Below are 24,454 nucleotides of genomic sequence, written 5' to 3'. Positions count from 1 at the left end.
GCGGCGGCGGTCCCATCGCACCCCACCCCCCGTCGCCGCGCCCGACCTCGGTGACCGCGTCGAGGTCTTCGACCCGTCGATGTCCGTCGCGAGCATCCGTCAGCGCGCCGACGAGATCTGGCCGCAGCAGGCCGACGCCGAGATGTCCGACCAGCGCTGGAGCCTGCTGTTCCTGCCCGGCACCTACGGCACGGACGCGGAGCCGCTGCAGATCAAGGTCGGCTACTACACCGAGGTCGCCGACCTGGGCGCCAGCCCCTCCGACGTGGTGGTCAACGGCAAGGTCGAGGTCTACAACCGCTGCCTGACCGACGGCCCGACGCAGCCCTACTGCGTGGCGCTCAACAACTTCTGGCACTCGCTGTCCAACCTGACGATCGCCGTCAACGGCACCGGCCAGGACGGCTGCCGCGCCTCCGCGAACTTCTGGGCGACCTCGCAGGCCTCCTCGCTGCGCCGCGTCGACATCCGCGGCGGCACCCTGTCGCTGATGGACTACTGCACCGAGGGGCCGCAGCTCGCCAGCGACGGCTACCTCGCCGACTCGCGTGCCGGGACGGTCGTCAACGGCTCCCAGCAGCAGTGGCTCACGCGCAACAGCGAGGTCGGCTCCTGGTCCAACGGCGTGTAGACCAGGTCTTCGCCGGGACCGTCGGCGCTCCCTCCGAGGCCACCTTCCCCACCGAGCCCCACACCACGCTCGACGCCACCCCGGTCAGCCGCGAGAAGCCCTTCCTCCACGTCGACGCGCGCGGCGCGTGGCGCGTCCGGGTGCCGGATGCGCGCACCGACTCGCGGGGCACCGACTGGACCACCGGCTCCGCTGCCGGCCGCAGCCTGCCGCTTTCGCAGTTCCACATCGCCCGTTCGACCGACTCCGCCCGGCTCCTCGCCTCGCAGCTGGCCCGCGGCAAGAACCTCCTGCTCACGCCGGGGGTCTACGACATCGATCACAGCCTGGTGATCCGTCGCGACGACACCGTCGTCCTCGGCCTGGGGCAGGCCACCCTGACCGCGGTCGGTGGCGCGGTGCCGCTGGTGGTCGACGACCACGCCGACGGCGTGGTGGTCGCGGGGGTCACGCTCGGTGCGGCACGACCACCACCGGCCGACGACGCCCAGCACCACGCTCAACGACGTCTACTTCCCGTCGGCGGGCCGCACGTCGGCCGTGTCGGCCTCGTCGTCAACGGCGCGCGGGTGCACGCCACCGGGTTGTTCGTCGAGCACTTCCAGCAGCACAACACCATCTGGAACGGTAAGGACGGCCACGTCGTGCTCTACCAGAACGAGCTCCCCTACGACCCACCCACGCAGGCCGCCTGGACCCGCCCCGACGGCACCCTCGGCTGGACCGGCTACCTCGTCGGTCCGCGCGTCCGCCGCCACCAGCTCTACGGCGGCGGGGTCTACGTCTTCAACCGCAACGACCCGTCGATCACCACGGCGCGCGGGTTCGAGGTGCCGGACCGGGCCGGCGTACGCCTGCACCACGTCCTCACGGTCAACCTCGAGGCCGGCAGCATCGAGCACGTCGTCAACGACACCGGAGCGCGCGTCGACAGCACCGCGCCCGGCGTGCCGAGCTACGTCGTGGACTACCCGGCCCCCTGAGCCGGCTCCACGAGCCAGCGACCCAGCAGCGTCCCGTCCTGCTCGAGCAGCAGGGCGGGGCGCAGCGGCACGTCGACCTCGGCCCCGGTGGCGATGCGTACGGCGTTGCCGCCGGTCAGGCGCGGCACGATCGTCCAGCACAGCTCGTCGACGACGCCGGCCGCGAGCAGGTCGGCGAAGAGCGACGGTCCGCCCTCGCACAGCTGGTCGACCCAGCCCCGGTCCGCCAGCTCGCCCTTGAGGGTCGCCAGGTCGATCTCGTCCTCACCCAGCACCAGCACGTTCTCCTCGCCGAGCTGCTCGCGCACCTCGGCCAGTCCGTCGGCCGAGGCGGCCGTCGCCATCAGGACGCGGCCGCGCGGTGCGTCGCGCAGCGTCGGCGGCAGCTGTGCCGAACGGCTCACGACCACCAGCGGCAGCCGCGGGACGTCGTACCCCTCGGCGCGGAGCGTCCCGGCCCCGACCACGAGGCAGTCGGCCCGCTCGCGGAGGGTGTCGAAGACCCGCTTGTCGGCCGGGTTGTTGATGCTCTTGCTGACCCCGTCGGAGCCCTGCGCCGCACCGTCGGCGGTGCTCACGAAGTTCACCCGCAGCCAGGGTTCGCCCTGCGGGTCGTAGGCCCGCGCCAGCTCGTCGTCGGACAGGTCGGCCAGGCGCCGCAGCTCGAGTCGTTCGCTCACGCTTCATCCTCCCCCCTACGCTGGCTGGCGTGATCACCCTTGCGGATCTGGCGGCCCTGCAGGACGCCCACGGCGACGCGTGGAGCAGCCCCGTCGCCCCCGTCGTGCTGGATGGTCCGCTCGGCCCCGTGTCCATCGGCGACGGACCGGCGACCCTCATGGGCTGCATCAACCTCTCGCGCGACTCGACCTACCGCGAGAGCGTGGCGACCAGCCCCGCCGACGCCGTCCGGATGGGTCGGATCCAGGCCGCCCAGGGCGCCGCGATCATCGACCTCGGTGCCGAGTCGAGCAACGCGAGGGCGGCCCGGGTCTCCGCCGACGATCAGATCGCGACGCTCGTCCCGGCCGTCAAGGGGCTCGCTGCCGAGGCGATCGTCTCCGTCGAGACCTACGAGCCCGCCGTCGTCCGCGCGTCCCTCGACGCCGGTGCCCGGATCCTCAACATGACCGGCCGCGAGCACGAGGACGAGATGCTCCGGCTCGCCGCGGAGTACGACGCCGCCGTGGTGATGTGCTTCGGCGAGACCGCCAACGTCCGCGACATCGCCGACGTGCCCCCAGATGCCGACCCGATCCCGGTGCTGCTCGACCACTTCGCGCCGAGGATCGCGCACGCCCGGTCGCTCGGCGTCGACAAGGTCGTCATCGACCCGGGCATGGGCTTCTACTACGGCAACCTCGTCGACCCGCCCACACGCGCGCGCCACCAGTCGCGCGTGCTGGCGCAGGGCTTCCGGCTGCGGCCACTCGGGGTCCCGATCTGCAACGCCGTGCCGCACACCTACGAGCTGTTCGGCGACGAGTTCCGCAAGGCCGAGGGCTTCTACGCCGTCATCGCCGCGCTCGGCGGCACGCACCTGGTGCGCACCCACGAGGTCGCCCACCTCCGCGTCGTGCTGCGCGGGCTCGCGGAGCTCGAGGTCCGCTGAGCGGGCCGTGCCTCAGCGCAGGAACGCCCGCACGCCCGAGACCAGCCCCCGGGCGTAGCGCGCCCGCCCCGCGGGCGAGGTCATCACGCGCGCCTCGGCCGCGCTGCGCATGTTGCCCAGCTCGACCATGACGGTCGGGACGTCGGAGAGGTTGAGGGTGCCGAGGTCGGAGCGGACGTCGAGGCCGTCGCCTCCTGCGATGTAGTTGGCGGTGACGAAGCGCTTCGCCTGCAGCCCGGCCCTGACCGCCGTCGCCAGCCGCATGGAGGACCTCGCGATGTCGTCGGTCCACGGCGCCCGGTCGGCCGGGGCAATCACGTGGAAGCCGCGCGCCCCCGCGGCGTACGACCCGTCGGCATGGATGGAGAGCTTGAGGTCGGCGCCGGCGGCGCGCCGTCCTGAGCCGGTCGACGGGTTGCCCGCGCGCCCGCGCACGTCGACACACGGGCCCCAGCGGTCCTCGCGGTTGCTGTGCCGGGTGAGGCTCACGGTCGCGCCGAGCTCGCGGAGCCGCGCGGCGACCCGGCGCGAGACCTGCCACGCGAAGGTCGCCTCCGGGTAGCCGCCGTTGGTCGCGGTCCCCGTGGTGTTGCACGGCTTGGTGAAGCCGCCCGCCGGCACCGGCGCGTTGATCTGCGCCGGGAAGTTGTGGTTGCCGAGCTGGTGGCCGGGATCGATGACGATCGTGCGCCCGGCCAGGGGTGCCTCGGTCTCGACACGGCCTCGTCCCTCGCCCTGCTCAACCAGCGGCGCGACCCGCGTCGCCGCCGGGTGGGCCGCGAGCGCACCGAGCGTGTCGAGACCCAGGCCCGCGCAGAGCAGGGCCGAGACGAGGAGACCGTGCAGGATCACCCGGCGTACCCCTGCGGGTTCTGCGACTGCCAGCGCCACGTGTCGGCGCACATGTCGTCGACGGACTTCTGGGTGCTCCAGCCCAGCTCGGCGTTGGCCTTGGCCGGGTCGGCGTACGACGACGCCACGTCGCCGGGGCGGCGGGCCACCACCTCGTAGGGGATCTCGCGCCCGACCGCACGCTCGAAGGCGTGCAGGAGCTCGAGGACGCTGGTGCCGCGACCCGAGCCGAGGTTCCAGATGTTGACGCCCTCGGTGGTCGTGGTGAGGGCCTCAAGGGCGGCCACGTGGCCGGCGGCGAGGTCCTCCACGTGGATGTAGTCGCGCACCCCGGTGCCGTCGACGGTGTCGTAGTCGTCACCGAAGACGGCGAGCTTCTCGCGCTTGCCGACCGCGACCTGGGCGAGGAAGGGCATCAGGTTGTTGGGGGTGCCGGAGGGGTCCTCGCCGATGGTGCCGGACTCGTGCGCACCGACCGGGTTGAAGTAGCGCAGCAGGGCGAAGCGCATCTGCGGCGCCGCGGCGGCGACGTCGCGCAGGATCTGCTCCTGCATCACCTTGGTCCAGCCGTAGGGGTTGGTGGCGAAGGTGCGCCGGTCCTCGGTCGCCCCCGCCTGGTCGGTGCCGTAGACCGTGGCGCTGGAGGAGAAGACGAGCTTGTCGACGTCGTGCTTCTGCATCGCGCGGACCAGGGAGAACGTGGAGCCCAGGTTGTTCTCGTAGTAGTCGAGCGGCTTCTCGACGCTCTCGCCGACGGCCTTGTAGCCGGCGAAGTGGATGACGGCGTCGAAGTCCTCGGACGCGAACAGGTGCTCGGTCTTGTCGTAGTCGCAGAGGTCGAAGGAGTGCGTCGGCAGGCTGGTGCCGGTCAGCGACTCCATCCGGCCCAGCACCGTCGGGTGGGCGTTGCTGAAGTTGTCGACGATGACCACGTCGTGGCCGGCCGCGACGAGCTGGATGACGGTGTGCGAGCCGATGTAGCCGGCACCGCCGCTGACGAGGATCTTCATGCGCCTCACCCTAACGACCGGGCCTCCTGACAGAATGCGGCCATGCCCAGTGCTCTCATCACCGGAATCACCGGCCAGGACGGCCTCTACCTCGCCGAGCTGCTGCTCGAGAAGGGGTACGACGTCCACGGCCTGATCCGCGGCCAGAACAACCCCCGCCGCGAGCTCGTCCAGAAGGTCGTCCCCGACGTCACCCTGCACAACGGTGACCTCACCGACCTGTCCAGCCTGATGCGTGCGCTGCGCGACTCCGAGCCCGACGAGGTCTACAACCTCGGCGCCATCTCGTTCGTCGCCTACTCCTGGGAGAACGCCTTCGTCACCAGCGACGTGACCGGCATGGGCGTGCTCAACATCCTCGAGGCCGTACGCCTCCACGCCGGCGACGCCGCCGACCGCATCCGCTTCTACCAGGCGTCGAGCTCGGAGATGTTCGGCAAGGTGCAGCAGGTGCCCCAGTCGGAGAGCACCCTGCTGTGGCCCCGCTCGCCCTACGGCGTGAGCAAGGTCTACGGCCACTACATGACCATCAACTACCGCGAGTCCTACGGCATGCACGCCTCCTCGGGCATCCTCTTCAACCATGAGTCGCCGCGCCGCGGGCCCGAGTTCGTCACCCGCAAGATCAGCCAGGCGGTCGCCCGGATCCACCTCGGTCAGCAGGACTCGATGGCGCTCGGCAACCTCGACGCTCAGCGTGACTGGGGCTACGCCGGCGACTACGTCGAGGCGATGTGGCGGATGCTCCAGCAGGACGAGGCCGACGACTACGTCATCGCCACCGGCGAGACGCACTCGATCCGCGACTTCCTCGACCTCGCGTTCACCCACGTCGGCATCGACGACTGGACCAAGCACGTCACCCAGGACCCGCGCTTCATGCGCCCGGCCGAGGTCGAGCTGCTCATCGGCGACGCGACGAAGGCCAAGGACAAGCTGGGCTGGACGCCGACGGTCTCGTTCCCCGAGCTCGTGGCGATGATGGTCGACAGCGACATCGCGGCGGTCAAGGCGGGCTGGTGACGGCTCGCGCCTTCATCACGGGCATCGGCGGGCAGGACGGCACCTATCTCGCCGAACGCCTCGTGGCGGACGGCATGGAGGTGCACGCCCTCGCGTTCTCCGCCGACGGACAGCCGTCGTACTGCCCCGACGAGGTGGTGCTCCACACCGGCGACCTCGGCGACCTCGGGACGACCCGCAGGCTGGTCCACGAGATCGCGCCGCAGGAGATCTACAACCTCGCCGCGATCAGCTCGGTCGCCCAGTCGTGGGAGGAGCCGGACCGCACGGCCCACGTCAACGGTCAGGCCGCGGTCGCCCTGATGGAGTCGGCCCGGCTCGTCGGCGACGTCCGCTTCGTGCAGGCCTCCAGCGCCGAGATCTTCGGCGAGCCGGCCGAGTCGCCCCAGACGGAGGGCACGGCCATCCGCCCGGTGAACCCGTACGGCGCCGCGAAGGCCTTCGCACACCTGTCCGCGGGCGTCTTCCGGCACCGCGACGTCCACGTCTCGAGCGTGATCCTCTACAACCACGAGTCGCCGCGGCGCCACGAGCGGTTCGTGACCCGCAAGATCACCTCCACCGTCGCCGCGATCGCCGAGGGCCGCGCCGACGAGCTCGTCCTGGGCAACCTCGATGCGCGCCGCGACTGGGGCTGGGCCCCCGACTACGTCGACGCGATGGTCCGCGCGGCGCGGGCCGACGAGCCCGCCGACTACGTCATCGCGACCGGGCGCGCGCACTCCGTGCGCGAGTTCGTGGCCGCGGCGTTCGCGGCCGCCGGCGTGACCGACTGGGAGCCGCTGGTCCGGCAGGACGCGGCGTTCTTCCGCCCCGCTGACCCGACCGAGCTCGTCGGCGACGCCTCCCGGGCCCGCGAGCTGCTCGGCTGGGCGCCCACCGTGACCTTCGAGGAGATCGTCGCGCGCATGGTGGCCGCCGACCTCGGCTGATCAGCCGTGCTGCAGCAGCCCCAGCAGGTACTCGCCGTACCCGCTCTTGAGCAGCGGCTCGGCCCGCGCGACGAGCTCGTCGTCGGTCATCCACCCCATCCGCCACGCGACCTCCTCCGGCGCGCCCACCTTGAAGCCCTGCCGGCCCTCGATGGTGCGGACGAAGTTGGAGGCGTCGTTGAGCGAGTCGAAGGTGCCGGTGTCGAGCCAGGCGGTCCCGCGGGGCAGCACCTCGACGTGGAGGCGCCCCTCCTCGAGGTAGCGGCGGTTGAGGTCGGTGATCTCGAGCTCGCCGCGCGCCGACGGCTTCAGCTCGGCGGCGTACTGGACCACGTCGTTGTCGTAGAAGTAGAGGCCCGGCACCGCGAAGTCGCTCTTGGGGTGCTCGGGCTTCTCCTCCAGCGACAGCGCACGGCCCTGGTCGTCGAACTCCACGACGCCGTAGGCCCGCGGATCGGCGACGTGGTAGCCGAACACCGCGGCACCGTCGAGCTCGGAGAAGCGCAGCAGCTGCGAGCCGAGGCCGGAGCCGTAGAAGATGTTGTCGCCCAGCACCAGCGCCGAGCGCTCGCCGCCGATGTGGTCGGCGCCGATGAGGAACGCCTGCGCGAGCCCGTCGGGGCTGGGCTGCACGGCGAAGGTCAGGTCGATGCCGAACTGCGAGCCGTCACCGAGCAGCCGGTGGAAGCCCTCGGCCTCGTGGGGCGTGGTGATGATCAGGACGTCCCGGATGCCGGCGAGCATCAACGTGGACAGCGGGTAGTAGATCATCGGCTTGTCGTAGACCGGGACCAGCTGCTTGCTGATGCCCTGGGTGATCGGGTGCAGCCGGGAGCCGGTGCCACCGGCCAGGATGATTCCGCGCATGGGGGCCACCCTAGGGGCCCGGGGATTTGCACCACGCAGTTCGGCCCGGTTTGACACCATGGGCCCATGCCGCCCTCCCGTCGCACGTCCACGCGACGGCTGATCCGGCCCGCGACCGTCATCGGCGCCTTCGTCCTGCTGCTGCTGGGGCTCGCCCTGCTGGCGATCCCGTTCCTCAAGGCGCCCGGCCAGGCGGAGGGCGCGCGCACCGACCTGGAGGCGGCGCGGACGTCGCTCGCGGCCGGTGACGTCGACGCTGCCGAGACGAGCGTGCAGAGCGCGCGACGCCACGCCGACCAGGTGCAGGACGCGATGCAGGGCATCGGCGGCGACATCTGGGGCCTGGTGCCGATCGTCGGTGAGCCCGTCTCGGACGTACGCCACCTCGGCAACGCCCTCGACCACCTGACCACGGCCGCCGAGGTCGCGGTCGACACGTGGCCGGCCGTCAACGGCAAGCGGGCCACCCTGTTCGGCGACCGCTCCGTCGACGTGCCGACCCTCCAGAAGCTCGTGGGCGCGGTCGACGAGGTCAGCGTCAACCTCGACTCCGCGCAGCTCGAGCTCGGCCAGGTCAACGACTCCTCCCTCGGCGTCGGCACCCGGCTGGCCGAGGCGCGCGACGAGGCCACGGCCGTCCTGGGCCCGCTGGCGGCGAGCGCGCGGCGGGCGAAGCCGCTCGCCGAGGTGCTGCCCAGCCTGTTCGGGGCCGACGAGGACCGGACCTACCTGCTCGCCCTGCTCAACCCGAGCGAGCAGCGCTTCTCCGGCGGCGCGCCGCTGACGGTCGTGCCCATGGACGTGGCCGACGGCAGGCTCACGATGGGCGAGGCGCGGGACACCTCGGACCCCGATCTCTACCGGGTGGGACGGTGGACCCGCGTCGAGGGAAACCCCTTCCACAACGGCAAGCTCCGGCTCTCCACGGCGACGTTCGCCCCCGACTGGTCGGTCTCCGGCGAGGAGCTCCTGCGCGGCTGGGAGCGCCGGACCGGTCAGGAGGTCGACGGCCTGGTCGCGGTCGACGTCATCGCCCTGGCCGACCTGCTGCGGATCACCGGGCCCGTCGAGGCGCCGGTCTACGGCCAGCTCGACGCGAGCAACTTCACCCAGAAGATGGTCGGCGACTACGACGCCTTCCCGGACAACGCGGCCCGCCACGACCTCAACCTCGCCGTCGTGCCGGTCTTCGCCGAGCGGCTCCTCTCACCCGGCGACGGCGTCGACAAGATCACCTCGCTGCGCGACTCCGCCCGGGGCCGTCACTTCGCCCTCTGGATGCGCGACCCCGACCTGCAGGCCGCCGTGGCCGACATCGGGCTGGCCGGCCAGCTCTCCGACACCGACCACGACTACCTCGCGGTCTTCAACCAGAACACCAACGCCAGCAAGGCCGACTACTGGCAGCGGCGCACGCTGACCAGCCGGGTCAGGCTGCGCGAGGACGGCTCCGCCTCGGTCCGGCTCACCATCAGCGTGCATAACGACTCGCCGCCGTACGCCGACCAGCTCTACGGCGATCCCCGCGGGGGCAGCAGCCGCACCCGCTGGAACGGCATGACCCTCGGCGTCTTCCTGCCCGACGGCGTCACGATCTCCAGCGCCACCACCGCCGGCAAGACGCTGGGTACCGGCGTCTTCGACTACTACGGCCGCCCCTACAAGCTCCTCCGCCTCACCCTGCCGCCGGGCGAGACCCAGGAGGCGGTCCTGGAGTACGACGTCCCTGCCGCCGCGACCGCACCCGGTGACGGCACGCTGACCTACCGACTCGACGCCACGCCGCAGGGCCTCGTCATCCCCGAGGAGCTCACCGTCACGGTCCGGTGGCCGAAGGGCTACGACGTCTCCGAGCTGCCCGAGGGCTGGACGCGGACGGGCCGCGGCGTGGCGTCGTACGTCGATCCGGGCCTGGTCACCCAGCCGAGCTTCAGCCTCACCGGCTCCACCGCGGCGACCTCCTCGCCCTAGACTCCCCGCCATGGAACGCCTTCTTGTGACCGGAGGCGCGGGGTTCATCGGGTCGAACTTCGTGCACCACCTCGTCGACCACACGGACCTGAAGGTCACGGTGCTCGACAAGCTGACCTACGCCGCCTCCAAGGAGTCGCTGGCCGGGCTGCCCGAGGACCGGGTGCAGCTCGTCGTCGGCGACATCGCCGACGAGGACACCGTCGACCCGCTGGTGGCGGCGCACGACGCCGTCGTCCACTACGCGGCCGAGTCCCACAACGACAACTCGCTCAACGACCCGAGCCCGTTCATCCGCACCAACATCCTGGGCACCTACACGATCCTCGAGGCCGTGCGCAAGCACGACAAGCGGCTGCACCACGTCTCGACCGACGAGGTCTACGGCGACCTCGAGCTCGACGACCCCAAGCGCTTCACCGAGGACACGCCCTACAACCCGTCGTCGCCCTACTCCGCCTCCAAGGCCGGCTCCGACCACCTCGTGCGCGCGTGGGTGCGCAGCTTCGGCGTGCGGGCGACGGTGTCCAACTGCTCCAACAACTACGGCCCCTGGCAGCACATCGAGAAGTTCATCCCGCGCCAGATCACCAACGTCATCGACGGCATCCGCCCCAAGCTCTACGGCTCCGGCGAGAACGTCCGCGACTGGATCCACGCCGAGGACCACTCCTCCGCGGTGCTCACGATCCTGGAGAAGGGCCGCATCGGCGAGACCTACCTGATCGGCGCGGACGGCGAGAAGAACAACCTCGAGGTCGTCCGCCTCATCCTGACCCTCATGGGCCAGCCCGCCGACGCCTTCGACCACGTCACCGACCGCGCCGGCCACGACCTGCGCTACGCCATCGAGTCCGGCAAGCTGCGCCAGGAGCTGGGTTGGCAGCCGCAGTTCCAGGACTTCGAGTCCGGCCTCGCCGACACCATCGCGTGGTACCAGCAGCACGAGGACTGGTGGCGCCCCCACAAGGAGGCGACCGAGGCGACGTACGCCCAGAAGGGCCAGTGATGGCCGACCTGAGCGTCGAGACCACCTCGATCCCCGGGCTGCTCGTCGTCCGGATGCCGGTGCACGGCGACGCGCGCGGCTGGTTCAAGGAGAACTGGCAGCGCGAGAAGATGGTCGCCCTCGGGCTGCCCGACTTCGGCCCCGTGCAGAACAACATCTCCTTCAACGCCTCGCGCGGCGCGACCCGCGGGATCCACACCGAGCCGTGGGACAAGTTCATCTCGGTCGCCACCGGTCGGATCTTCGGGGCCTGGGTCGACATGCGCGAGGGCGAGAGCTTCGGCGCGACCTTCCACATCGAGGTCGACCCGTCCATCGCCGTCTTCGTCCCGCGGGGCGTCGGCAACTCCTACCAGGCGCTCGAGGACGGCACCGCCTACACCTACCTCGTCAACGACCACTGGCGCCCCGGCGTGACCTACCCCGCGCTCAACCTGCGCGACGAGACGTCGGCCATCCCGTGGCCGATCCCGCTCGACGAGGCCGAGATCTCCGAGAAGGACCTCGCCACCCCGCGCCTGGGCCACGTCGTGCCGATGAAGCCCAAGAAGACCCTCGTGCTCGGCGCCGGCGGCCAGCTCGGCCGGGCGTTCGCGGCCGCGTTCCCCGAGGCCGACACCCGCACCCGCGCGGAGCTCGACGTGTCCGACGCTGACGCCGTCGCGGGCTTCCCGTGGCAGGAGTACGCCGTCGTGCTCAACGCGGCCGCCTACACCGCGGTCGACGCCGCGGAGACCGCCGAGGGCCGGGTCGCCGCCTGGTCCACGAACGCGACCGGGCCCGCGATCCTCGCGGGCCTCGCCCGCGAGCACGGCTTCACGCTCGTGCACTACTCCTCGGACTACGTCTTCGACGGCACCGCACCGCTCGATCCCGGCCACACCGAGGACGAGCCCCTGTCGCCGCTGGGTGTCTACGCCCAGTCCAAGGCCGCGGGCGACGTCGCCGTCGGCCTCGCCCCGCGCCACTACCTGCTGCGCACGTCCTGGGTGATCGGCGAGGGCAAGAACTTCGTCCGCACCATGCAGTCACTGGCGGAGAAGGGCGTGTCCCCGAGCGTGGTCGACGACCAGGTCGGTCGGCTGACCTTCACCGAGGAGCTGGTGCGTGCGACCCGCCACCTGCTCGACTCGGGAGCCGCGTTCGGCACCTACAACGTCACCAACGCCGGCCCGGCGATGTCGTGGCGCGAGATCGCGCAGGCGGTCTTCGAGCGCTCGGGTCGCAGCGCCGACGACGTCTCCGGCACCAGCACGACGGCGTACGCCGAAGGGGTGCTGGAAAAGGGCAACCCGTTCGCGCCGCGACCGCTCGGCTCCGCGATGTCGCTGGACAAGATCCGGGCCACGGGCTTCGAGCCCGAGGACGCGCTGGTCGCGCTCGAGCGCTACCTGGCCTAGCGGCGCGAGGTCACCTCGGCCAGCGCGGGTCGTACGTCGGCGAGGTAGACGAGCGAGGCGATGGTGGCGACCAGGTTGATGAGCCCCAGCGGCGAGCCGATGAGGATCAGCTGGGCCGCGAAGCCCAGACCGGTGATCGCGCACCAGGCCGGCTTGGTGAGCTTGCCCGCGGCGTCGTAGGCCTCGGACGAGTAGGTCATCGCGTTGACGAACGCGAATCCCTTGATCGCGAGCAGCACCACGAGCACGACGAGCATGAGATTGCCCTGCAGCGCGTACATGTTCACTGCTCCAGAGTAAGGGACGCAGACGAACAGGACCCCCGTCCGGAGGGGACGGGGGTCCTGGTCCAGCTCAGAACAGGGTCAGCTGCTCCGCGTCCGGTGCGTCGGCTCTTCAGTCGCCGACCTTCTCGGCGGCGTCGGCGGCGGCCTTGACCGCGGTGGTCGCGGTCTTGGTGGCGGCGGTCGCGGTGGCCTTGGCGCTGCTCTGGGCGGTGGCCGACTTCTTGGCCGCGGTCTTGCGGGCGGTGGTGGCGGCGGCCTTCTTGCCGGCAGCCATCTGCGTGGCCTTCTTGGCGGTCGGCTTCGGCTTCGGGGCGACCTTGGTGGCGGCGGTCTTGTCGGCGGCAGCGACGTTGGCGTCGGCAGCCTTCTTGGCCTGGGTCGCGGTGGTCTTGGCCTTGGCGACCGTGGTCCTGGCGGACTTCACCGTGGCGGTGGTCGACTCCTGGCGGCGGATGCGGCCCACGAGGGACTCGCCGCGCTTGACCAGCTCGGTGTAGGCGGCGTTGGCGGCGGCGACGTTCTCGTCGACCAGCGTGGAGACCTTGGCGGGGTAGGCCTTGGCCTCGGCCTGCAGCTCGGCGACGCGAGCCTCGACGGCGGCGCGACGGGCCTGGGCGTCCTTGGCGAGGGCGTCGACGCGGGCGTTCACGACGGCCTTCGGGTCGGCGGCGGTGCGGGTGGCGCGCTTCTGGGCGGCGGCGACGCGCTTCTGGGCGGCGGCGACGCGCTTCTGCACGTCGGCCACGGCGTCGCGGACGACCTCGACCGCGAGGTCGGTCACGCCGACACCGGCGAGGACGGGCTTGAGGGCTTCGGTCTTGATGTCGAACTTGGCGGTGGCCATGTCGTGCTCCTTCTGGTGGGGTGTGCTGTCAGGTCTGGGTCGGGGTGTCGCGCTCGTTGAGCGCGAGGAACGAGGCGTAGACGTCCAGCAGCGACTGCTTCTGCCGCTCGGTGAGTCCCGCGTCGGCGAGGACGGCCAGCTCGACGGAGCCGACCTGTCCGGAGTCCGGGTGGACGATGCCGGCGCGGACGTAGAGCTGCTCTGCGGAGACCCGCAGCGCCCGCGCGAGCTGCTGGAGCACCTCGGCGGAGGGCTTGCGCAGGCCGCGCTCGATCTGGCTCAGGTAGGGGTTGCTGACACCGACCTGGTCGGCCAACTGGCGCAGCGAGAGCTGGGCGGCGAGACGCTGCTCCTTGAGGTAGTCACCCAGGGAGCCCAAGGAGCCCAGGGAACCGGCGACTGCCTTGCTCGCCTTGGTGCTCTTGTCCTTGGCCATGTCTCCATTGTGCTAACACGAGTTAGCAAAACGCAAACGCTCGGCACGTGACAGGCTTCACAACCACCGATTTTACGCCTGTTGTAGGTGCTAGCTAGAAGGCAGCACGGATCTCTCCGACCGGCGTGCCGCCACCGAGCAGCTCGAGTCGGCCCGTGCGCTCGACCGCCTCCGCATCGACGCCGGCCTCGGTCAGCACGCCGGAGCGCCGCAGGGCCTCGGCCATCAGGACGGGACGGACGCGGGGCGCACCGTCGTCGGTCTTGAGCGCCCAGGCACGGCCGTCGGGGAGTGCCACGGCGTAGCAGGACTCCGCGCCGGCCTTGCCGATCAGGCCCGGGATCGCCCGGTGCAGCGTGAGCTCGTCCCTGGTCGTGCCGCTGACGTGCTCGGGGTGCCGGCGGATCGCCTCGGCGACCCGCTGCTCGGGTCCGTCGGTGGCGGTGGCCAGAGAGGAGAACGCCCGGGCCAGCCCGGTCAGCGAGGTGGACAGCAGCGGCGCTCCGCAACCGTCGATCGCGACGGTCGTCACCGGCTCGCCCGTGAGTCGGGCGAAGGTCTCGAGGATGGCGACCTGCAGCGGGTGCTGGGCCTCGAGGTAGGAGTCGGTGTCCCAGCTCCGGGCGACGCAGGTCGCCAGCATGGCCGCGTGCTTGCCCGAGCAGTTCATCAGGATCGAGGACTTCGCGCCCCCCTCGCGGATCACCGCCTCGCGGGCCGCGTCGTCGAGCGGGTAGTCCGGCGGCGTCTGCAGGGCCGACTCGTCCAGCCCCGCCGACGCCAGGGTGCGGCGTACGCCCTCGACGTGGAACGGCTCCCCGGAGTGGGACGCGCACGCCAGCGCCAGCAGGTCCGGCGGGAGGTCGAGGCCGAGCTCGACCATCGCCAGCGCCTGGATCGGCTTGTTGCTCGAGCGCGGCAGCACCGGGGCGACGACCTCACCGACCGACCAGTCGACCGAGCCGTCCGCGGCCAGCGCCACGATCGAGCCGTAGTGGTGGCCCTCGACGAATCCGGAGCGGACGATCTCGGCGACGACGGGCAGGCCAGGGCGGGACGGGGCAGACATGCGGGCAGGCTACCCAGCCGGTGTGTCTGCCAAGATGAGCCGGTGATCCAGCACTGCCCCACGCCGACCGAGCTCGACGACCTGGAGCTCCTCGTCTCCGGGGCCTATGCGCCGCTCACCCGCTTCAACGAGCCCGGGAGCGCGGTGACGCTCGACCTGCCCGAGGGGGTGGACGAGGCCGAGCTGGTGGACCCCGAGGGCCTGCCGCTGGCCCGGGTCGCGGCCGACGGGACGCTCGAGCCGCTGACCCACGCCCAGTACGGCCCGTTCCGCCGCCTGCACCTCACGCCGGCGCAGGTGCGCGAGCAGCACGCGGGGGCCACGTTCGTCCCGGTGGTCGACGCCCTGACCCACGCCGAGCTCGACGAGCTCCGCGGCCTCGGTCGCGTGGTCCTGGTGGCCCTCATGGGCACCGGCACCGCCTCGCTCTCCCCCGTGGCGCTGGTGCGGGCGTCGCTCGCCGCCGCCGACCTGCTCGACGACGCCGGCGTCGTCGCCGTACCCCTCCCCTCCCACGGTGACGCCGACGTCGACCACGAGCTGGGCGCGCAGGTGGTCGCGACCTACGCCGGGCCCGACCCGGTCCATGCGCTGGGCGACCCGACCATCGGCGGGGACTTCCCCGAGGCCGTCGCCGCGATCGTTGCCGCGGACCGGCCGGAGCCCGAGTCACAGGGGCTCGTGCTGTTCTTCACCGGCCTGTCCGGCAGCGGCAAGTCCACGCTCGCCCGCGCCCTGATGGACCTGCTGCTCGAGCAGGGCGGCCGCTCCGTGACCAGCCTGGACGGCGACGTCGTACGCCGGCACCTCTCGGCCGGGCTGACCTTCTCCAAGGCCGACCGCGAGACCAACATCCGCCGCATCGGGTGGGTGGCCGCCGAGATCGCCCGCCACGGCGGTGTCGCGGTCTGCTCGCCCATCGCGCCCTTCGCCGAGACGCGCGAGCAGGTGCAGGAGATGGTCGAGGACGCCGGCGGCGCGTTCTTCCTCATTCACGTCGCGACCCCGCTCGAGGAGTGCGAGCGCCGCGACCGCAAGGGCCTGTACGCCAAGGCGCGGGCCGGCGAGATCCCCGAGTTCACCGGCATCTCCTCGCCCTACGAGGAGCCGGACGACCCGGCCGTGCGCGTCGACACCACGGGTCGCACGATCGAGGACGCGCTCGACGACGTGCTGGTCGCGCTCGACGAGGCCGGCTTCCTCCACCTCGCCCGGCGCGGCACCGCCACCGCATGACCGAGCCGCTGCGGGTGCTCTTCGTGTGCACCGCCAACATCTGTCGCTCGCCCGCCATGGAGCTGATCGCGCGCGACCTCGCCGGGTCGACGGGCGTGGTCTTCAGCAGCGCCGGCACGCACGCACGTCAGGGCCAGCGGATGAACCCCGACATGGTCCCGACCCTGCCCCCGGGGCTGTCGTACGACGCCTTCCGCAGCCGGCACCTCGACTCCTCCCTGCTCGCCGACGCAGACCTGGTGCTGACCGCGCAGCAGGCGCACCGTCAGCACATCCTCGACGACTTCCCCCAGCTGCACCGCCAGGTGTTCACGCTCGGGCAGTTCGCCGCCACCATCGCCGAGATCCCCGACCTGACCGGGGCCGACCTCGTGGTCGCCGCGGGCCAACGGCGTACGCCCGCGGCCCCGGAGCACGACGTGGCGGACCCCTACCGGCGCGGGAAGGCGGCGGCCCGGAAGGCAACCGGCACAATCACCGACATGCTGCGCCTGATCGTGCCACGACTCGTGGGAGACCGCTGATGCTCGAGTTCCTCACCGTCACGTTCTTCTCGATCCTCGCGGCCGGCTTCTTCGTCGGCGTCGTGGTCGGCCTGACCGGCATGGGCGGCGGCGCCCTCATGACCCCGGCCCTGATCTTCCTCGGCGTCGGCGAGGCCGCCACGGTCGTGACCGCCGACCTCACCGCGGCCGCGATCTACAAGACCGGCGGCGCGATCGTGCACAAGCGCGAGGGCTCGCCCAACATGCAGCTCGCCGGCTGGCTGATGATCGGGTCGATCCCGATGGCGCTCCTCGGGCCGCACCTCGTCTCGTGGGTGGTCGACCCCGAGGACATCGACGACACCCTCAAGCTCTGCATCGGCTTCGCGCTGCTGCTCGCGGCAGCGACGTACGCCCTGCGTCTCTACCTCAACCTGCTGCGCGTGCGCGGCGGTCACCACCCCGACGAGCACCCGACCATCCGCCCCGTCCCGACCATCCTCGTCGGCGCGCTCGGTGGCCTGCTGGTTGGCATCACCAGCGTCGGCTCGGGGTCGGTCATCATGATCGCGCTGCTCATGCTCTACCCCGGCCTCTCCGCGGTGAAGCTCGTCGGCACCGACCTCGTCCAGGCCGTCCCGCTCGTCCTGGCCGCCGCCATCTCCAACATCGCCCTCCACGGCCTCGACTGGGGCATCCTCGTCCCCCTCGTGATCGGCTCCGTCCCCGGCACCCTGCTCGGCTCGGCCATCGCCCCGCGCGTGCCGCAGTCCTTCATCCGCCGCGGCATCGTCGTCGTGCTGACGATGAGCGGCGTGGCGCTGCTCGACAAGGCCGGCTGGGCGCCGCTCGGCGCCGGCGACGACGAGACCCACCCGATGCTCATCGCGGGCGTCGGCATCGCCGTGCTGCTGGTGCTGCCGATCGTGTGGGGCTTCCTGCGCAAGCGGCAAGGGCTGCCGATGTTCGGCTCCCCGACCATCGCCGAGCTCGAGGACCCCTCCTATCAACCGGGCGTGGTCGGGATGAAGAAGATCGACGGCTCCTGAGGCCGCAAGGTGTGGTGCACGCAGGCCGCAGACCCCCGGCCTGCGATCGAGAACTTGCGTGCACGCGGCACATGACGGCTCGGGGCTCGCGCGAGAACTTTCGATCGACCGGGCGAGGCCCCGTGTTTGTCTGCACGAGTCCTTGCGGGCAGCGGTCAGGTCTCGTCACCCCGCGCGTGCGGCGTGCGTGGCGACGGCGAGGCAGGCGATCCAGGCGCGTGTGTCCCGGAGCTCGAGGTCGTCGCCGGGAACCCAGCGCGACCATCCCTCGTGGTCCAGCTGGGTGGGCGGGTAGGTCCGGTCACGAGCAGGGTGGCGAGCACGACCTCGCTCGATCCGGACTCGCGGAGCCGACGCGCGAGAGGTGAAGCGGCTCCCCACAGGCCTCAGGCCAGGCCGAGCAGCTCCCGGCACTGCGGCGGCGTCATCGGCGTACGTTGCGCGATCCGCCCCAGGTCGACCGCGCGTGAGACGAGCTGGGCGTTGGACTCGACCGGCACGCCGCGACTGATGGTGAGCACGTCCTCCATGCCCACGCGCAGGTGGCCGCCCATCGACAGGGATGCCATCGCCACGGCGAGGGTCGAGCGGCCGATGCCGGTCGCCGACCACGACGTCACCTCCGGCGGGAGGGCCGAGACGCCCGCCACGAGGGCGGGGGCGGTGCCCGGCATGCCGCCGGGGACGCCCATCACGAAGTCGACGTGCACCTTGCCACCGGCCGGCACGCCGTACTCCCGGACCAGGCGACCGAGCGCGTGCACCTGGCCGAGGTCGAAGAGCTCGAACTCCGGGGCCACGCCGCGCTCGAGGGCGAGCTGGTAGAGGTCCTTCACGAAGGGCCAGGGGTTGAGGAAGACGTCGTCACCGAAGTTGGTCGTGCCCATCGTCAGCGAGCAGGAGTCCGGCGCGGCGTCGAGCACCTTGAGCCGCTCGTCCAGCGGGTCGTGCACGGATCCGCCGGTGGAGAGCTGCACGACCAGGGACGAGGACGAGCGCACGGCGTCGACCCACTCGCGGAGCAGGGGCTGGTCGAGCGTGGGCTGGTGCGAGGTGTCGCGGACGTGGAGGTGGATCATCGCCGCGCCGGCAGCCTCGCACTCGGCTGCGGTGCGCGCGATCTCCTCGGGGGTGGTGGGGAGCTGCGGGCAGTCGGCCTTGGCGGTCTCGGCGCCGGTGGGGGCGACCGTGACCAGGAGGGCGTCGGCGGGAGTGCTGGTGGACATGGCGGCATCCTTGCACCATGCGTGCCGTCATCCAGCGGGTCCTGTCCGCCAGCGTCCGGGTCGACGGCGAGGTGGTCGGGCAGCTCGACCGACCCGGCCTGCTCGTCTACCTCGGCGTCACCCACGACGACGGCCCGACCGAGGTCGCCTGGACGGCACGCAAGGTCTGGGACCTGCGGCTCCTGCGCGACGAGCAGAGCGCGAGCGACGTCGGTGCGCCGGTGCTGGTGGTCAGCCAGTTCACGCTGTACGGCGACGCACGCAAGGGCCGCCGGCCCACCTGGCAGGCGGCGGCGCCCGGCCCGGTGAGCGAGCCCCTCTACGACGCCGTGTGCGCCGAGCTCGAGCGGCTCGGCGCCCACGTCGAGCGTGGCCGGTTCGGGGCCGACATGCGGGTCGAGAGCGTCAACGACGGCCCGATCACCCTCGTGCTGGACTCGCCGGTCGCGGGTTGAGGAGGCGCACCGGCGCCGTCACGAAGCCGGACCGGTCTCCCACACCCGCGCCCAGTCGACCTCCATCTGCTCGGGCAGCTCGCCGTTGAAGCGCGGCAGCTCGTAGTCGGAGGAGAGCAGGCTCAGGATGAGGAACTCCTCGCGTCCCGAGGTCTCGCCCTCGAGGCGCTGGGTGACCTGGCCGTCGATCCGGAAGACGTACTCGTCGGGAGTCCACTCGACGGAGTAGACGTGGTACGCGCTGGCCCAGTCGTCGTCGTACTCCTTGACGTCGGGCAGCCAGCCGCCGACGGTTTGCTTCTCGCCGTCCTCGTCGAGGAAGTAGGTGAAGCTCGTCAGACCGCCCTGGGGGTGGTCGTCGCCGAAGTACTCCATGACGTCGATCTCGGCGCCGCCCTTCTTCGCGCCGCCCGCCGACTGGCCGCCGACCGCCTGCATCCAGAAGGCGGCGTGCTGGCCGCGGGCCGACTGCGTCTTGATCCGCGCGGCCGCGAAGCCGTAGGTGAAGCCATAGCGACCCTCGGTGCCGACGTGGCCGTTGAGCCGGAAGGGGAACTTCTTGCGCTTGCCGTTGGGCTGGCACAGGTCCTTGTCGGGGTCCTCCAGCACGCTCAGCACGAGCACGCCGTCGCCGACCTCGGCGCCGCTGGGGTCGGCCCGCGAGCAGGTGCGCACTCCGATGTGGCCCTGGGTGCGGCTGGTCCAGCTGCCGTCGGCCTCGTCGACGGTGTCCTCGTCGAAGTCGTCGGTGAACGTCGCCTCCGGGGCGTCGTCGGTCGAGGCCTCGGCGCCGATCGCGTCGTCGCCCTCGCCCACCACCACCTGCAGCCGGCCGGCGGTCCGCGTGGTCAGGGCCACCGCACCGTCCTCGTCGGTCTCTCCCTCTGAGACGGCCTCCCAGCCGTCGTCCGCGGTTGTGGCGTAGAGGGTGACGGCGGTGCCTTCCTCGGCGTCCGCGACCGTCGCGTCCACGACCCACGCGGCGTCGTCGGCGGCCTCGACGTCCTCACCGGTGGCAGCCATCTGGGGCAGCACCTGCACCTCCACGGCGTCGCTCGGCTCGTACGACGGCGTCCCGGCGTCCTCGGTGGAGGAGCAGGCGGCCGTGACGAAGGCCAGCGCGAGGAGGCCGGACAGCAGTCGCTGGCCCGGTCGTGAGCAGGGGACGAGTGGAGAGGTGCGGCTCATTCGGGCGAGTCTGTCCGACGCGAGGCGGGTGTGCGAATTCTCCGAGGCGACCGCCGTCGCTACGATGATGGCTGCTGTCCCTAGAGAGGCCCCTGCTGCGCCATGACCAACACCCACGTCGACTACCAGCTGAGTCAGCTGGACCAGCTCGAGGCAGAGTCGATCCACATCTTCCGTGAGGTCGCCGCCGAGTTCGAGAAGCCGGTCCTGATGTTCTCCGGTGGCAAGGACTCCATCGTCATGCTCCGCCTCGCGGAGAAGGCGTTCTTCCCGGCCAAGCTCCCGTTCCCGCTCCTCCAGGTCGACACCGGCCTGGACTTCGACGAGGTGCTCTCCACCCGCGACTCGTGGGTCGAGCGGCTCGGCGCGCGGATGATCATCGCCTCCGTCGAGGACGCCATCGCCGCCGGTCACGTCGTCGACGACGGCAAGACCAGCCGCAACCGCCAGCAGATCGGCGCGCTGCTCAACGCCATCGAGGAGAACGGCTTCACCGCCGCCTTCGGTGGCGGTCGCCGCGACGAGGAGAAGGCCCGCGCCAAGGAGCGCGTCTACTCCCACCGCGACGACTTCGGCCAGTGGGACCCCAAGATGCAGCGCCCCGAGCTGTGGAGCCTCTACAACGGGCGCATCCACGCCGGCGAGCACATGCGGATCTTCCCGCTGTCCAACTGGACCGAGCTCGACATCTGGCACTACATCCACCGCGAGCAGATCGAGATCCCCTCGATCTACTTCGCCCACGAGCGCGAGGTCGTCGAGCGCGACGGCATGCTGCTGTCGATCGGCCCGGAGATCCAGGCCAAGAGCGGCGAGACCGTCGAGACCAAGATGGTCCGGTTCCGCACCGTGGGTGACCGCACCCAGACCGGCTGCGTCGAGTCCGTCGCGACCGACACCGCGGCCATCATCGACGAGATCGCCATTGCCCGCGTGACCGAGCGCGGCGCCACCCGCGGCGACGACCGGTTCTCCGAGGCCGCCATGGAAGACCGCAAGAAGGAAGGCTACTTCTGATGGCCAGCACCGAGTCCCACAACCCCGACGAGATGGACCTGCTCAGGTTCGCGACCGCCGGCTCGGTCGACGACGGCAAGTCGACTCTCATCGGGCGCCTGCTGCTCGACTCCAAGTCGATCTTCGAGGACCAGCTCGAGGCGGTCGAGTCGACCAGCCAGTCCAAGGGCTACGACTACACCGACCTGGCGCTGCTGACCGACGGGCTGCGCTCCGAGCGCGAGCAGGGCATCACCATCGACGTGGCCTACCGCTACTTCGCGACGCCGACCCGCAAGTTCATCATCGCCGACACCCCGGGCCACATCCAGTACACCCGCAACATGGTCACCGGTGCCTCCACCGCCGACCTCGGCCTCGTGCTCGTCGACGCCCGCCAGGGCCTCACCGAGCAGTCGCGCCGTCACGCCGTGCTGCTCTCGCTGCTGCGCGTGCCGCACCTCGTGCTGGCGATCAACAAGATGGACCTCGTCGACTGGTCGGAGGAGGTCTACGAGAAGATCCACAAGGAGTTCAGCTCCTTCGCGACGAAGCTCAACATCCCGGACCTCGAGGTCATCCCGATCTCGGCGCTCCAGGGCGACAACGTCGTCAACCGCTCCGAGAACACGCCGTGGTACTCCGGGCCGACGCTGATGCACCACCTCGAGCACGTCCACGTCGCCTCCGACCGCGACCTCGTCGACACCCGCTTCCCGGTGCAGTACGTCATCCGTCCCAAGTCCGACGCCTACCACGACTACCGCGGCTACGCCGGTCAGGTGGCCGGTGGCGTGCTGAAGAAGGGCGACGAGGTCGTCGTCCTGCCCAGCGGCATGACGTCGACCATCTCGCGCGTGGAGCTCTTCGACACCGAGATCTCCGAGGCGTTCCCGCCGATGTCGGTGACCGTGCACCTCGAGGACGACGTCGACGTCTCGCGCGGCGACATGATCGCCCGGCCCAAGAACGCCCCCAAGCCCAGCCAGGACATCGACGCGATGATCTGCTGGATGACCAACGAGCCGCTGCGTCCGCGCCAGAAGCTGGCCATCAAGCACACCACCCGCACGGGTCGCGCGATGGTCAAGGACATCCAGTACCGCCTCGACGTCAACTCGCTGCACCGCGACCAGGAGGCCGGCGAGCTCGGGCTCAACGAGATCGGTCGCGTCCAGCTCCGCACCACGGTGCCGCTGCTGTGCGACCCCTACTCCAAGAACCGGACGACGGGTTCGTTCATCCTCATCGACGAGGCCACAGGCGTCACCGTCGGTGCCGGCATGATCAACAGCGGCACCTGACCCGCAGGCCAAACCCCCAAACCGAAACCCCTGAAAATACAGTTGCCTGAAATCGACACGTCGGTGGCAAACGTGACCCACAATGGGCCGATGGACTCACGTCTCGCCGAGCTGCTCGGGCAGATCGACCGGGGAGAGCTCGGCCTCCGGTTGCGATCTGCCCGGCAGGCTCGTGGTCTCACCCAGGGTGCGGTGGCGAAGGACGTCATGTCCGTCGCCTACCTCTCCCGCATCGAGAGCGGGCACCGACGGCCCACCCCGCCCGCGCTCCAGGCCCTCGCGCTCCGGCTCGGGGTGTCGGTGGAGTCACTGCTGGGCCAGGCGGACCGCCGCGAGGTCGACGAGATCCGCCTGGCGCTCGACTACGCCGAGCTGTCCCTGGAGTCCGGCCAGACCGAGGACGCCGGCAAGCACCTGCAGCACGCGCTCGACCACCTGGCGCTCGACCACCTGGCCGTGGCGCGCGTCGACGGCCTGCGCGAGCGCGCACGGCTCCTCCACGCGCGCGCCCTCGAGGCGACCAACCAGCACGACGACGCCGTCCTCGAGCTCGAGTCGTTGATCGACGACCGGTCGATCGACGGGCTGACCCAGATCAAGGCCGGCATCGCCCTGAGCCGGATCTACCGCGAGACCGGCGACCTGGGCCGCGCCATCGAGTGGGGACAGCGGGTGATGGCGCGCGTCGAGGAGACCGGGCTCGACGGCTGCGACGAAGCCGTCCAGCTCGCGGTCACCGTGGCCGCCGCCCACTTCGAGCGTGGCGACACCGCGCACGCCGTACGCCTGTGCCGCAAGGCCATCGCCCGCGCCGAGTCCCTCGGCTCGTCCATGGCCCGGGCCTCGGCCTACTGGAACGCCAGCGTGATGCAGGCCAACCGCGGCGACGTCTCGGCCGCCGTGCCGCTCGCGGAGCGCGCCCTGGCGCTGCTCAGCGAGGGCCAGGACACCCGCAACCTCGCGCGGCTGCGCACCGAGGTCGGCCGGTTGCAGCTGGAGCTGGACCCGCCCGACCTCGTCGAGGCGCGGCACAACCTCGAGCAGGCGGCCGCCGAGATGGAGTGGAGCAGCGCCACTCCCGTCGACCGGGCATGGACCCTGCTCGGGCTCGCCCGGGTGGCCTTCCTGGCCGGCGACCTGGCCGCCAGCCGCGAGCTGATCGCGCAGGTGCACACCACCGCCGGCGGGCACGCTCCGCTGGCCGAGGCCGAGGCGCTCACCCTCCAGGGCCGCACCCACGCGGCAGAGGGTTCGACGGACCAGGCCGCGCTCGCCTACCAGCAGGCCGTGCACCGGCTCTCGGCCATCGGCGCCGACCAGAGTGCTGCACAGATGTGGTTCGACCTCGCCGACCTCCTCGAGGGCGTTGGGCTCGCCGAAGAGGCCCTGGACGCCTACCGCCGTGCGGCGGTGTCGACGGGGCTGCGGGCGCGCGTGTCGACCGACACGTTCGCCCGCAGCTGACCTAGCTGTACTGATCGGTGAGGTTGGTCAACCTGGTGATGGGTGCTGACCTGCCGAGTGCGGTGTGGGGCCGGTGGTGGTTGTACTCGTGGAGCCATGCTGGCAGAGCCGCTCGGCGGGCGGAT

Annotated in this window: 26 protein-coding genes; 15 read left to right on the top strand and 11 right to left on the bottom strand. The window is 71.3% G+C overall.

Annotated features, from left to right (window positions below; all coding sequences use genetic code 11):
• Window positions 1-79: 79 nt before the first annotated feature.
• Window positions 80-631, top strand: coding sequence for a hypothetical protein (locus tag JWN97_RS14335; protein WP_297623821.1), 552 nt, complete (start codon window positions 80-82; stop codon window positions 629-631).
• The gene (locus JWN97_RS14330) at window positions 583-1,614 is read left to right on the top strand and encodes a hypothetical protein (protein ID WP_297623818.1); all 1,032 of its coding nucleotides are present in this window, start codon (window positions 583-585) and stop codon (window positions 1,612-1,614) included. Before JWN97_RS14335 ends, JWN97_RS14330 begins: the two co-directional genes overlap by 49 nt.
• Here the strand turns inward: JWN97_RS14330 and JWN97_RS14325 are convergent.
• Window positions 1,599-2,294 carry a dihydrofolate reductase family protein gene (locus JWN97_RS14325; protein ID WP_297623815.1) on the bottom strand — a complete coding sequence of 232 codons (696 nt, stop codon included), beginning with the start codon at window positions 2,292-2,294 and terminating at the stop codon, window positions 1,599-1,601. The genes JWN97_RS14330 and JWN97_RS14325 overlap by 16 nt on opposite strands.
• 29 nt (window positions 2,295-2,323) lie before the next feature.
• Here JWN97_RS14325 and JWN97_RS14320 point away from each other — a divergent pair, with 29 nt between their 5' ends.
• Complete coding sequence (locus JWN97_RS14320) at window positions 2,324-3,226, top strand: dihydropteroate synthase (RefSeq protein ID WP_297623812.1); 903 nt, start codon at window positions 2,324-2,326, stop codon at window positions 3,224-3,226.
• Window positions 3,227-3,238: 12 nt separating this feature from the next.
• On the opposite strand, the gene JWN97_RS14315 is transcribed toward JWN97_RS14320, so the two are convergent.
• Together JWN97_RS14315 and galE are read right to left on the bottom strand one after the other, a co-directional pair.
• On the bottom strand, window positions 3,239-4,078 hold the full coding sequence (locus JWN97_RS14315) for an N-acetylmuramoyl-L-alanine amidase (protein ID WP_297623809.1): 840 nt from the start codon (window positions 4,076-4,078) through the stop codon (window positions 3,239-3,241).
• Window positions 4,075-5,088, bottom strand: coding sequence for a UDP-glucose 4-epimerase GalE (galE, locus tag JWN97_RS14310; protein WP_297623806.1), 1,014 nt, complete (start codon window positions 5,086-5,088; stop codon window positions 4,075-4,077). Before galE ends, JWN97_RS14315 begins: the two co-directional genes overlap by 4 nt.
• 42 nt (window positions 5,089-5,130) lie before the next feature.
• On the opposite strand from galE, the gene gmd reads away from it, so the two are divergent.
• Both gmd and JWN97_RS14300 read left to right on the top strand, forming a co-directional pair.
• Window positions 5,131-6,111, top strand: coding sequence for a GDP-mannose 4,6-dehydratase (gene gmd / locus JWN97_RS14305; RefSeq protein WP_297623803.1), 981 nt, complete (start codon window positions 5,131-5,133; stop codon window positions 6,109-6,111).
• Window positions 6,108-7,043, top strand: a complete 936-nt coding sequence (locus JWN97_RS14300) for a GDP-mannose 4,6-dehydratase (RefSeq protein ID WP_297623800.1) — start codon at window positions 6,108-6,110, stop codon at window positions 7,041-7,043. Before gmd ends, JWN97_RS14300 begins: the two co-directional genes overlap by 4 nt.
• On the opposite strand, the gene rfbA is transcribed toward JWN97_RS14300, so the two are convergent.
• Window positions 7,044-7,910, bottom strand: a complete 867-nt coding sequence (rfbA, locus tag JWN97_RS14295; protein ID WP_297623797.1) for a glucose-1-phosphate thymidylyltransferase RfbA — start codon at window positions 7,908-7,910, stop codon at window positions 7,044-7,046. It lies immediately after the preceding gene.
• A gap of 66 nt (window positions 7,911-7,976) precedes the next feature.
• On the opposite strand from rfbA, the gene JWN97_RS14290 reads away from it, so the two are divergent.
• Genes JWN97_RS14290 through JWN97_RS14280 form a run of 3 tightly spaced genes read left to right on the top strand, consistent with a single transcriptional unit; the run spans window position 7,977 to window position 12,290 of the window.
• Window positions 7,977-9,881: a DUF4012 domain-containing protein gene (locus JWN97_RS14290; RefSeq protein ID WP_297623794.1), complete on the top strand. Its 1,905-nt coding sequence runs from the start codon at window positions 7,977-7,979 to the stop codon at window positions 9,879-9,881.
• Window positions 9,882-9,891: 10 nt separating this feature from the next.
• Complete coding sequence (rfbB, locus tag JWN97_RS14285; protein WP_297623791.1) at window positions 9,892-10,890, top strand: dTDP-glucose 4,6-dehydratase; 999 nt, start codon at window positions 9,892-9,894, stop codon at window positions 10,888-10,890.
• Entirely contained in the window at window positions 10,890-12,290 is a 1,401-nt protein-coding gene (locus JWN97_RS14280; RefSeq protein WP_297623788.1) for a bifunctional dTDP-4-dehydrorhamnose 3,5-epimerase family protein/NAD(P)-dependent oxidoreductase, read from the top strand. Before rfbB ends, JWN97_RS14280 begins: the two co-directional genes overlap by 1 nt.
• On the opposite strand, the gene JWN97_RS14275 is transcribed toward JWN97_RS14280, so the two are convergent.
• The 4 genes from JWN97_RS14275 to JWN97_RS14260 form a co-directional block, all read right to left on the bottom strand.
• Complete coding sequence (locus tag JWN97_RS14275; protein ID WP_297623945.1) at window positions 12,287-12,571, bottom strand: DUF2516 family protein; 285 nt, start codon at window positions 12,569-12,571, stop codon at window positions 12,287-12,289. The two genes, JWN97_RS14280 and JWN97_RS14275, sit on opposite strands and share 4 nt — an antisense overlap.
• A gap of 115 nt (window positions 12,572-12,686) precedes the next feature.
• Window positions 12,687-13,421, bottom strand: a complete 735-nt coding sequence (locus JWN97_RS14270; RefSeq protein WP_297623785.1) for a hypothetical protein — start codon at window positions 13,419-13,421, stop codon at window positions 12,687-12,689.
• 28 nt (window positions 13,422-13,449) lie between these two features.
• Window positions 13,450-13,857, bottom strand: coding sequence for a helix-turn-helix transcriptional regulator (locus JWN97_RS14265; RefSeq protein ID WP_297623782.1), 408 nt, complete (start codon window positions 13,855-13,857; stop codon window positions 13,450-13,452).
• A gap of 94 nt (window positions 13,858-13,951) precedes the next feature.
• On the bottom strand, window positions 13,952-14,926 hold the full coding sequence (locus JWN97_RS14260) for an asparaginase (RefSeq protein ID WP_297623780.1): 975 nt from the start codon (window positions 14,924-14,926) through the stop codon (window positions 13,952-13,954).
• A 42-nt stretch (window positions 14,927-14,968) separates the two neighbouring features.
• On the opposite strand from JWN97_RS14260, the gene cysC reads away from it, so the two are divergent.
• The 3 genes from cysC to JWN97_RS14245 are packed head-to-tail and all read left to right on the top strand — an operon-like array spanning window position 14,969 to window position 17,696.
• Window positions 14,969-16,162, top strand: coding sequence for an adenylyl-sulfate kinase (cysC, locus tag JWN97_RS14255; protein ID WP_297623777.1), 1,194 nt, complete (start codon window positions 14,969-14,971; stop codon window positions 16,160-16,162).
• On the top strand, window positions 16,159-16,686 hold the full coding sequence (locus JWN97_RS14250; RefSeq protein WP_297623774.1) for a hypothetical protein: 528 nt from the start codon (window positions 16,159-16,161) through the stop codon (window positions 16,684-16,686). The genes cysC and JWN97_RS14250 overlap by 4 nt, the downstream gene beginning before the upstream one ends.
• Complete coding sequence (locus tag JWN97_RS14245; RefSeq protein WP_297623772.1) at window positions 16,686-17,696, top strand: sulfite exporter TauE/SafE family protein; 1,011 nt, start codon at window positions 16,686-16,688, stop codon at window positions 17,694-17,696. The genes JWN97_RS14250 and JWN97_RS14245 overlap by 1 nt, the downstream gene beginning before the upstream one ends.
• A gap of 386 nt (window positions 17,697-18,082) precedes the next feature.
• On the opposite strand, the gene JWN97_RS14240 is transcribed toward JWN97_RS14245, so the two are convergent.
• Entirely contained in the window at window positions 18,083-18,922 is an 840-nt protein-coding gene (locus JWN97_RS14240) for a 3-keto-5-aminohexanoate cleavage protein (protein WP_297623769.1), read from the bottom strand.
• Window positions 18,923-18,939: 17 nt separating this feature from the next.
• On the opposite strand from JWN97_RS14240, the gene dtd reads away from it, so the two are divergent.
• On the top strand, window positions 18,940-19,377 hold the full coding sequence (gene dtd, locus JWN97_RS14235; RefSeq protein WP_297623766.1) for a D-aminoacyl-tRNA deacylase: 438 nt from the start codon (window positions 18,940-18,942) through the stop codon (window positions 19,375-19,377).
• An 18-nt stretch (window positions 19,378-19,395) separates the two neighbouring features.
• On the opposite strand, the gene JWN97_RS14230 is transcribed toward dtd, so the two are convergent.
• Window positions 19,396-20,565, bottom strand: a complete 1,170-nt coding sequence (locus tag JWN97_RS14230) for a glycoside hydrolase family 16 protein (protein ID WP_297623764.1) — start codon at window positions 20,563-20,565, stop codon at window positions 19,396-19,398.
• Window positions 20,566-20,667: 102 nt separating this feature from the next.
• On the opposite strand from JWN97_RS14230, the gene cysD reads away from it, so the two are divergent.
• The 3 genes from cysD (at window position 20,668) to JWN97_RS14215 (ending at window position 24,329) form a co-directional block, all read left to right on the top strand.
• Complete coding sequence (cysD, locus tag JWN97_RS14225; RefSeq protein ID WP_297623761.1) at window positions 20,668-21,582, top strand: sulfate adenylyltransferase subunit CysD; 915 nt, start codon at window positions 20,668-20,670, stop codon at window positions 21,580-21,582.
• Window positions 21,582-22,865 carry a GTP-binding protein gene (locus tag JWN97_RS14220; RefSeq protein WP_297623758.1) on the top strand — a complete coding sequence of 428 codons (1,284 nt, stop codon included), beginning with the start codon at window positions 21,582-21,584 and terminating at the stop codon, window positions 22,863-22,865. Before cysD ends, JWN97_RS14220 begins: the two co-directional genes overlap by 1 nt.
• Before the next feature lie 90 nt (window positions 22,866-22,955).
• Window positions 22,956-24,329: a helix-turn-helix domain-containing protein gene (locus JWN97_RS14215; protein WP_297623755.1), complete on the top strand. Its 1,374-nt coding sequence runs from the start codon at window positions 22,956-22,958 to the stop codon at window positions 24,327-24,329.
• A gap of 1 nt (window position 24,330) precedes the next feature.
• Here JWN97_RS14215 and JWN97_RS14210 read toward each other — a convergent pair.
• Window positions 24,331-24,454 (bottom strand): integrase core domain-containing protein (locus tag JWN97_RS14210; RefSeq protein WP_297623942.1); only part of this gene is annotated, 124 nt, incomplete at its 5' end.

This window comes from Nocardioides sp. (assembly GCF_025965415.1).
In the GTDB taxonomy this organism is placed as follows: domain Bacteria; phylum Actinomycetota; class Actinomycetes; order Propionibacteriales; family Nocardioidaceae; genus Nocardioides.
The sequence above is the reverse complement of the archived record's forward strand: the minus strand, read 5'-3'. Positions and strand labels throughout refer to the sequence as shown.

Bases quoted from the DNA above. Each gene is read 5' to 3' on its own strand.
- JWN97_RS14335 (WP_297623821.1), top strand. From the start codon at position 80: ATGTCCGTCGCGAGCATCCGTCAGCGCGCCGACGAGATCTGGCCGCAG.
- galE (WP_297623806.1), bottom strand. From the start codon at position 5,088: ATGAAGATCCTCGTCAGCGGCGGTGCCGGCTACATCGGCTCGCACACC.
- gmd (WP_297623803.1), top strand. From the start codon at position 5,131: ATGCCCAGTGCTCTCATCACCGGAATCACCGGCCAGGACGGCCTCTAC.
- rfbA (WP_297623797.1), bottom strand. From the start codon at position 7,910: ATGCGCGGAATCATCCTGGCCGGTGGCACCGGCTCCCGGCTGCACCCG.
- JWN97_RS14290 (WP_297623794.1), top strand. From the start codon at position 7,977: ATGCCGCCCTCCCGTCGCACGTCCACGCGACGGCTGATCCGGCCCGCG.
- rfbB (WP_297623791.1), top strand. From the start codon at position 9,892: ATGGAACGCCTTCTTGTGACCGGAGGCGCGGGGTTCATCGGGTCGAAC.
- JWN97_RS14280 (WP_297623788.1), top strand. From the start codon at position 10,890: ATGGCCGACCTGAGCGTCGAGACCACCTCGATCCCCGGGCTGCTCGTC.
- JWN97_RS14275 (WP_297623945.1), bottom strand. From the start codon at position 12,571: ATGTACGCGCTGCAGGGCAATCTCATGCTCGTCGTGCTCGTGGTGCTG.
- JWN97_RS14270 (WP_297623785.1), bottom strand. From the start codon at position 13,421: ATGGCCACCGCCAAGTTCGACATCAAGACCGAAGCCCTCAAGCCCGTC.
- JWN97_RS14265 (WP_297623782.1), bottom strand. From the start codon at position 13,857: ATGGCCAAGGACAAGAGCACCAAGGCGAGCAAGGCAGTCGCCGGTTCC.
- JWN97_RS14260 (WP_297623780.1), bottom strand. From the start codon at position 14,926: ATGTCTGCCCCGTCCCGCCCTGGCCTGCCCGTCGTCGCCGAGATCGTC.
- JWN97_RS14250 (WP_297623774.1), top strand. From the start codon at position 16,159: ATGACCGAGCCGCTGCGGGTGCTCTTCGTGTGCACCGCCAACATCTGT.
- JWN97_RS14245 (WP_297623772.1), top strand. From the start codon at position 16,686: ATGCTCGAGTTCCTCACCGTCACGTTCTTCTCGATCCTCGCGGCCGGC.
- JWN97_RS14240 (WP_297623769.1), bottom strand. From the start codon at position 18,922: ATGTCCACCAGCACTCCCGCCGACGCCCTCCTGGTCACGGTCGCCCCC.
- dtd (WP_297623766.1), top strand. From the start codon at position 18,940: ATGCGTGCCGTCATCCAGCGGGTCCTGTCCGCCAGCGTCCGGGTCGAC.
- JWN97_RS14230 (WP_297623764.1), bottom strand. From the start codon at position 20,565: ATGAGCCGCACCTCTCCACTCGTCCCCTGCTCACGACCGGGCCAGCGA.
- cysD (WP_297623761.1), top strand. From the start codon at position 20,668: ATGACCAACACCCACGTCGACTACCAGCTGAGTCAGCTGGACCAGCTC.
- JWN97_RS14220 (WP_297623758.1), top strand. From the start codon at position 21,582: ATGGCCAGCACCGAGTCCCACAACCCCGACGAGATGGACCTGCTCAGG.
- JWN97_RS14215 (WP_297623755.1), top strand. From the start codon at position 22,956: ATGGACTCACGTCTCGCCGAGCTGCTCGGGCAGATCGACCGGGGAGAG.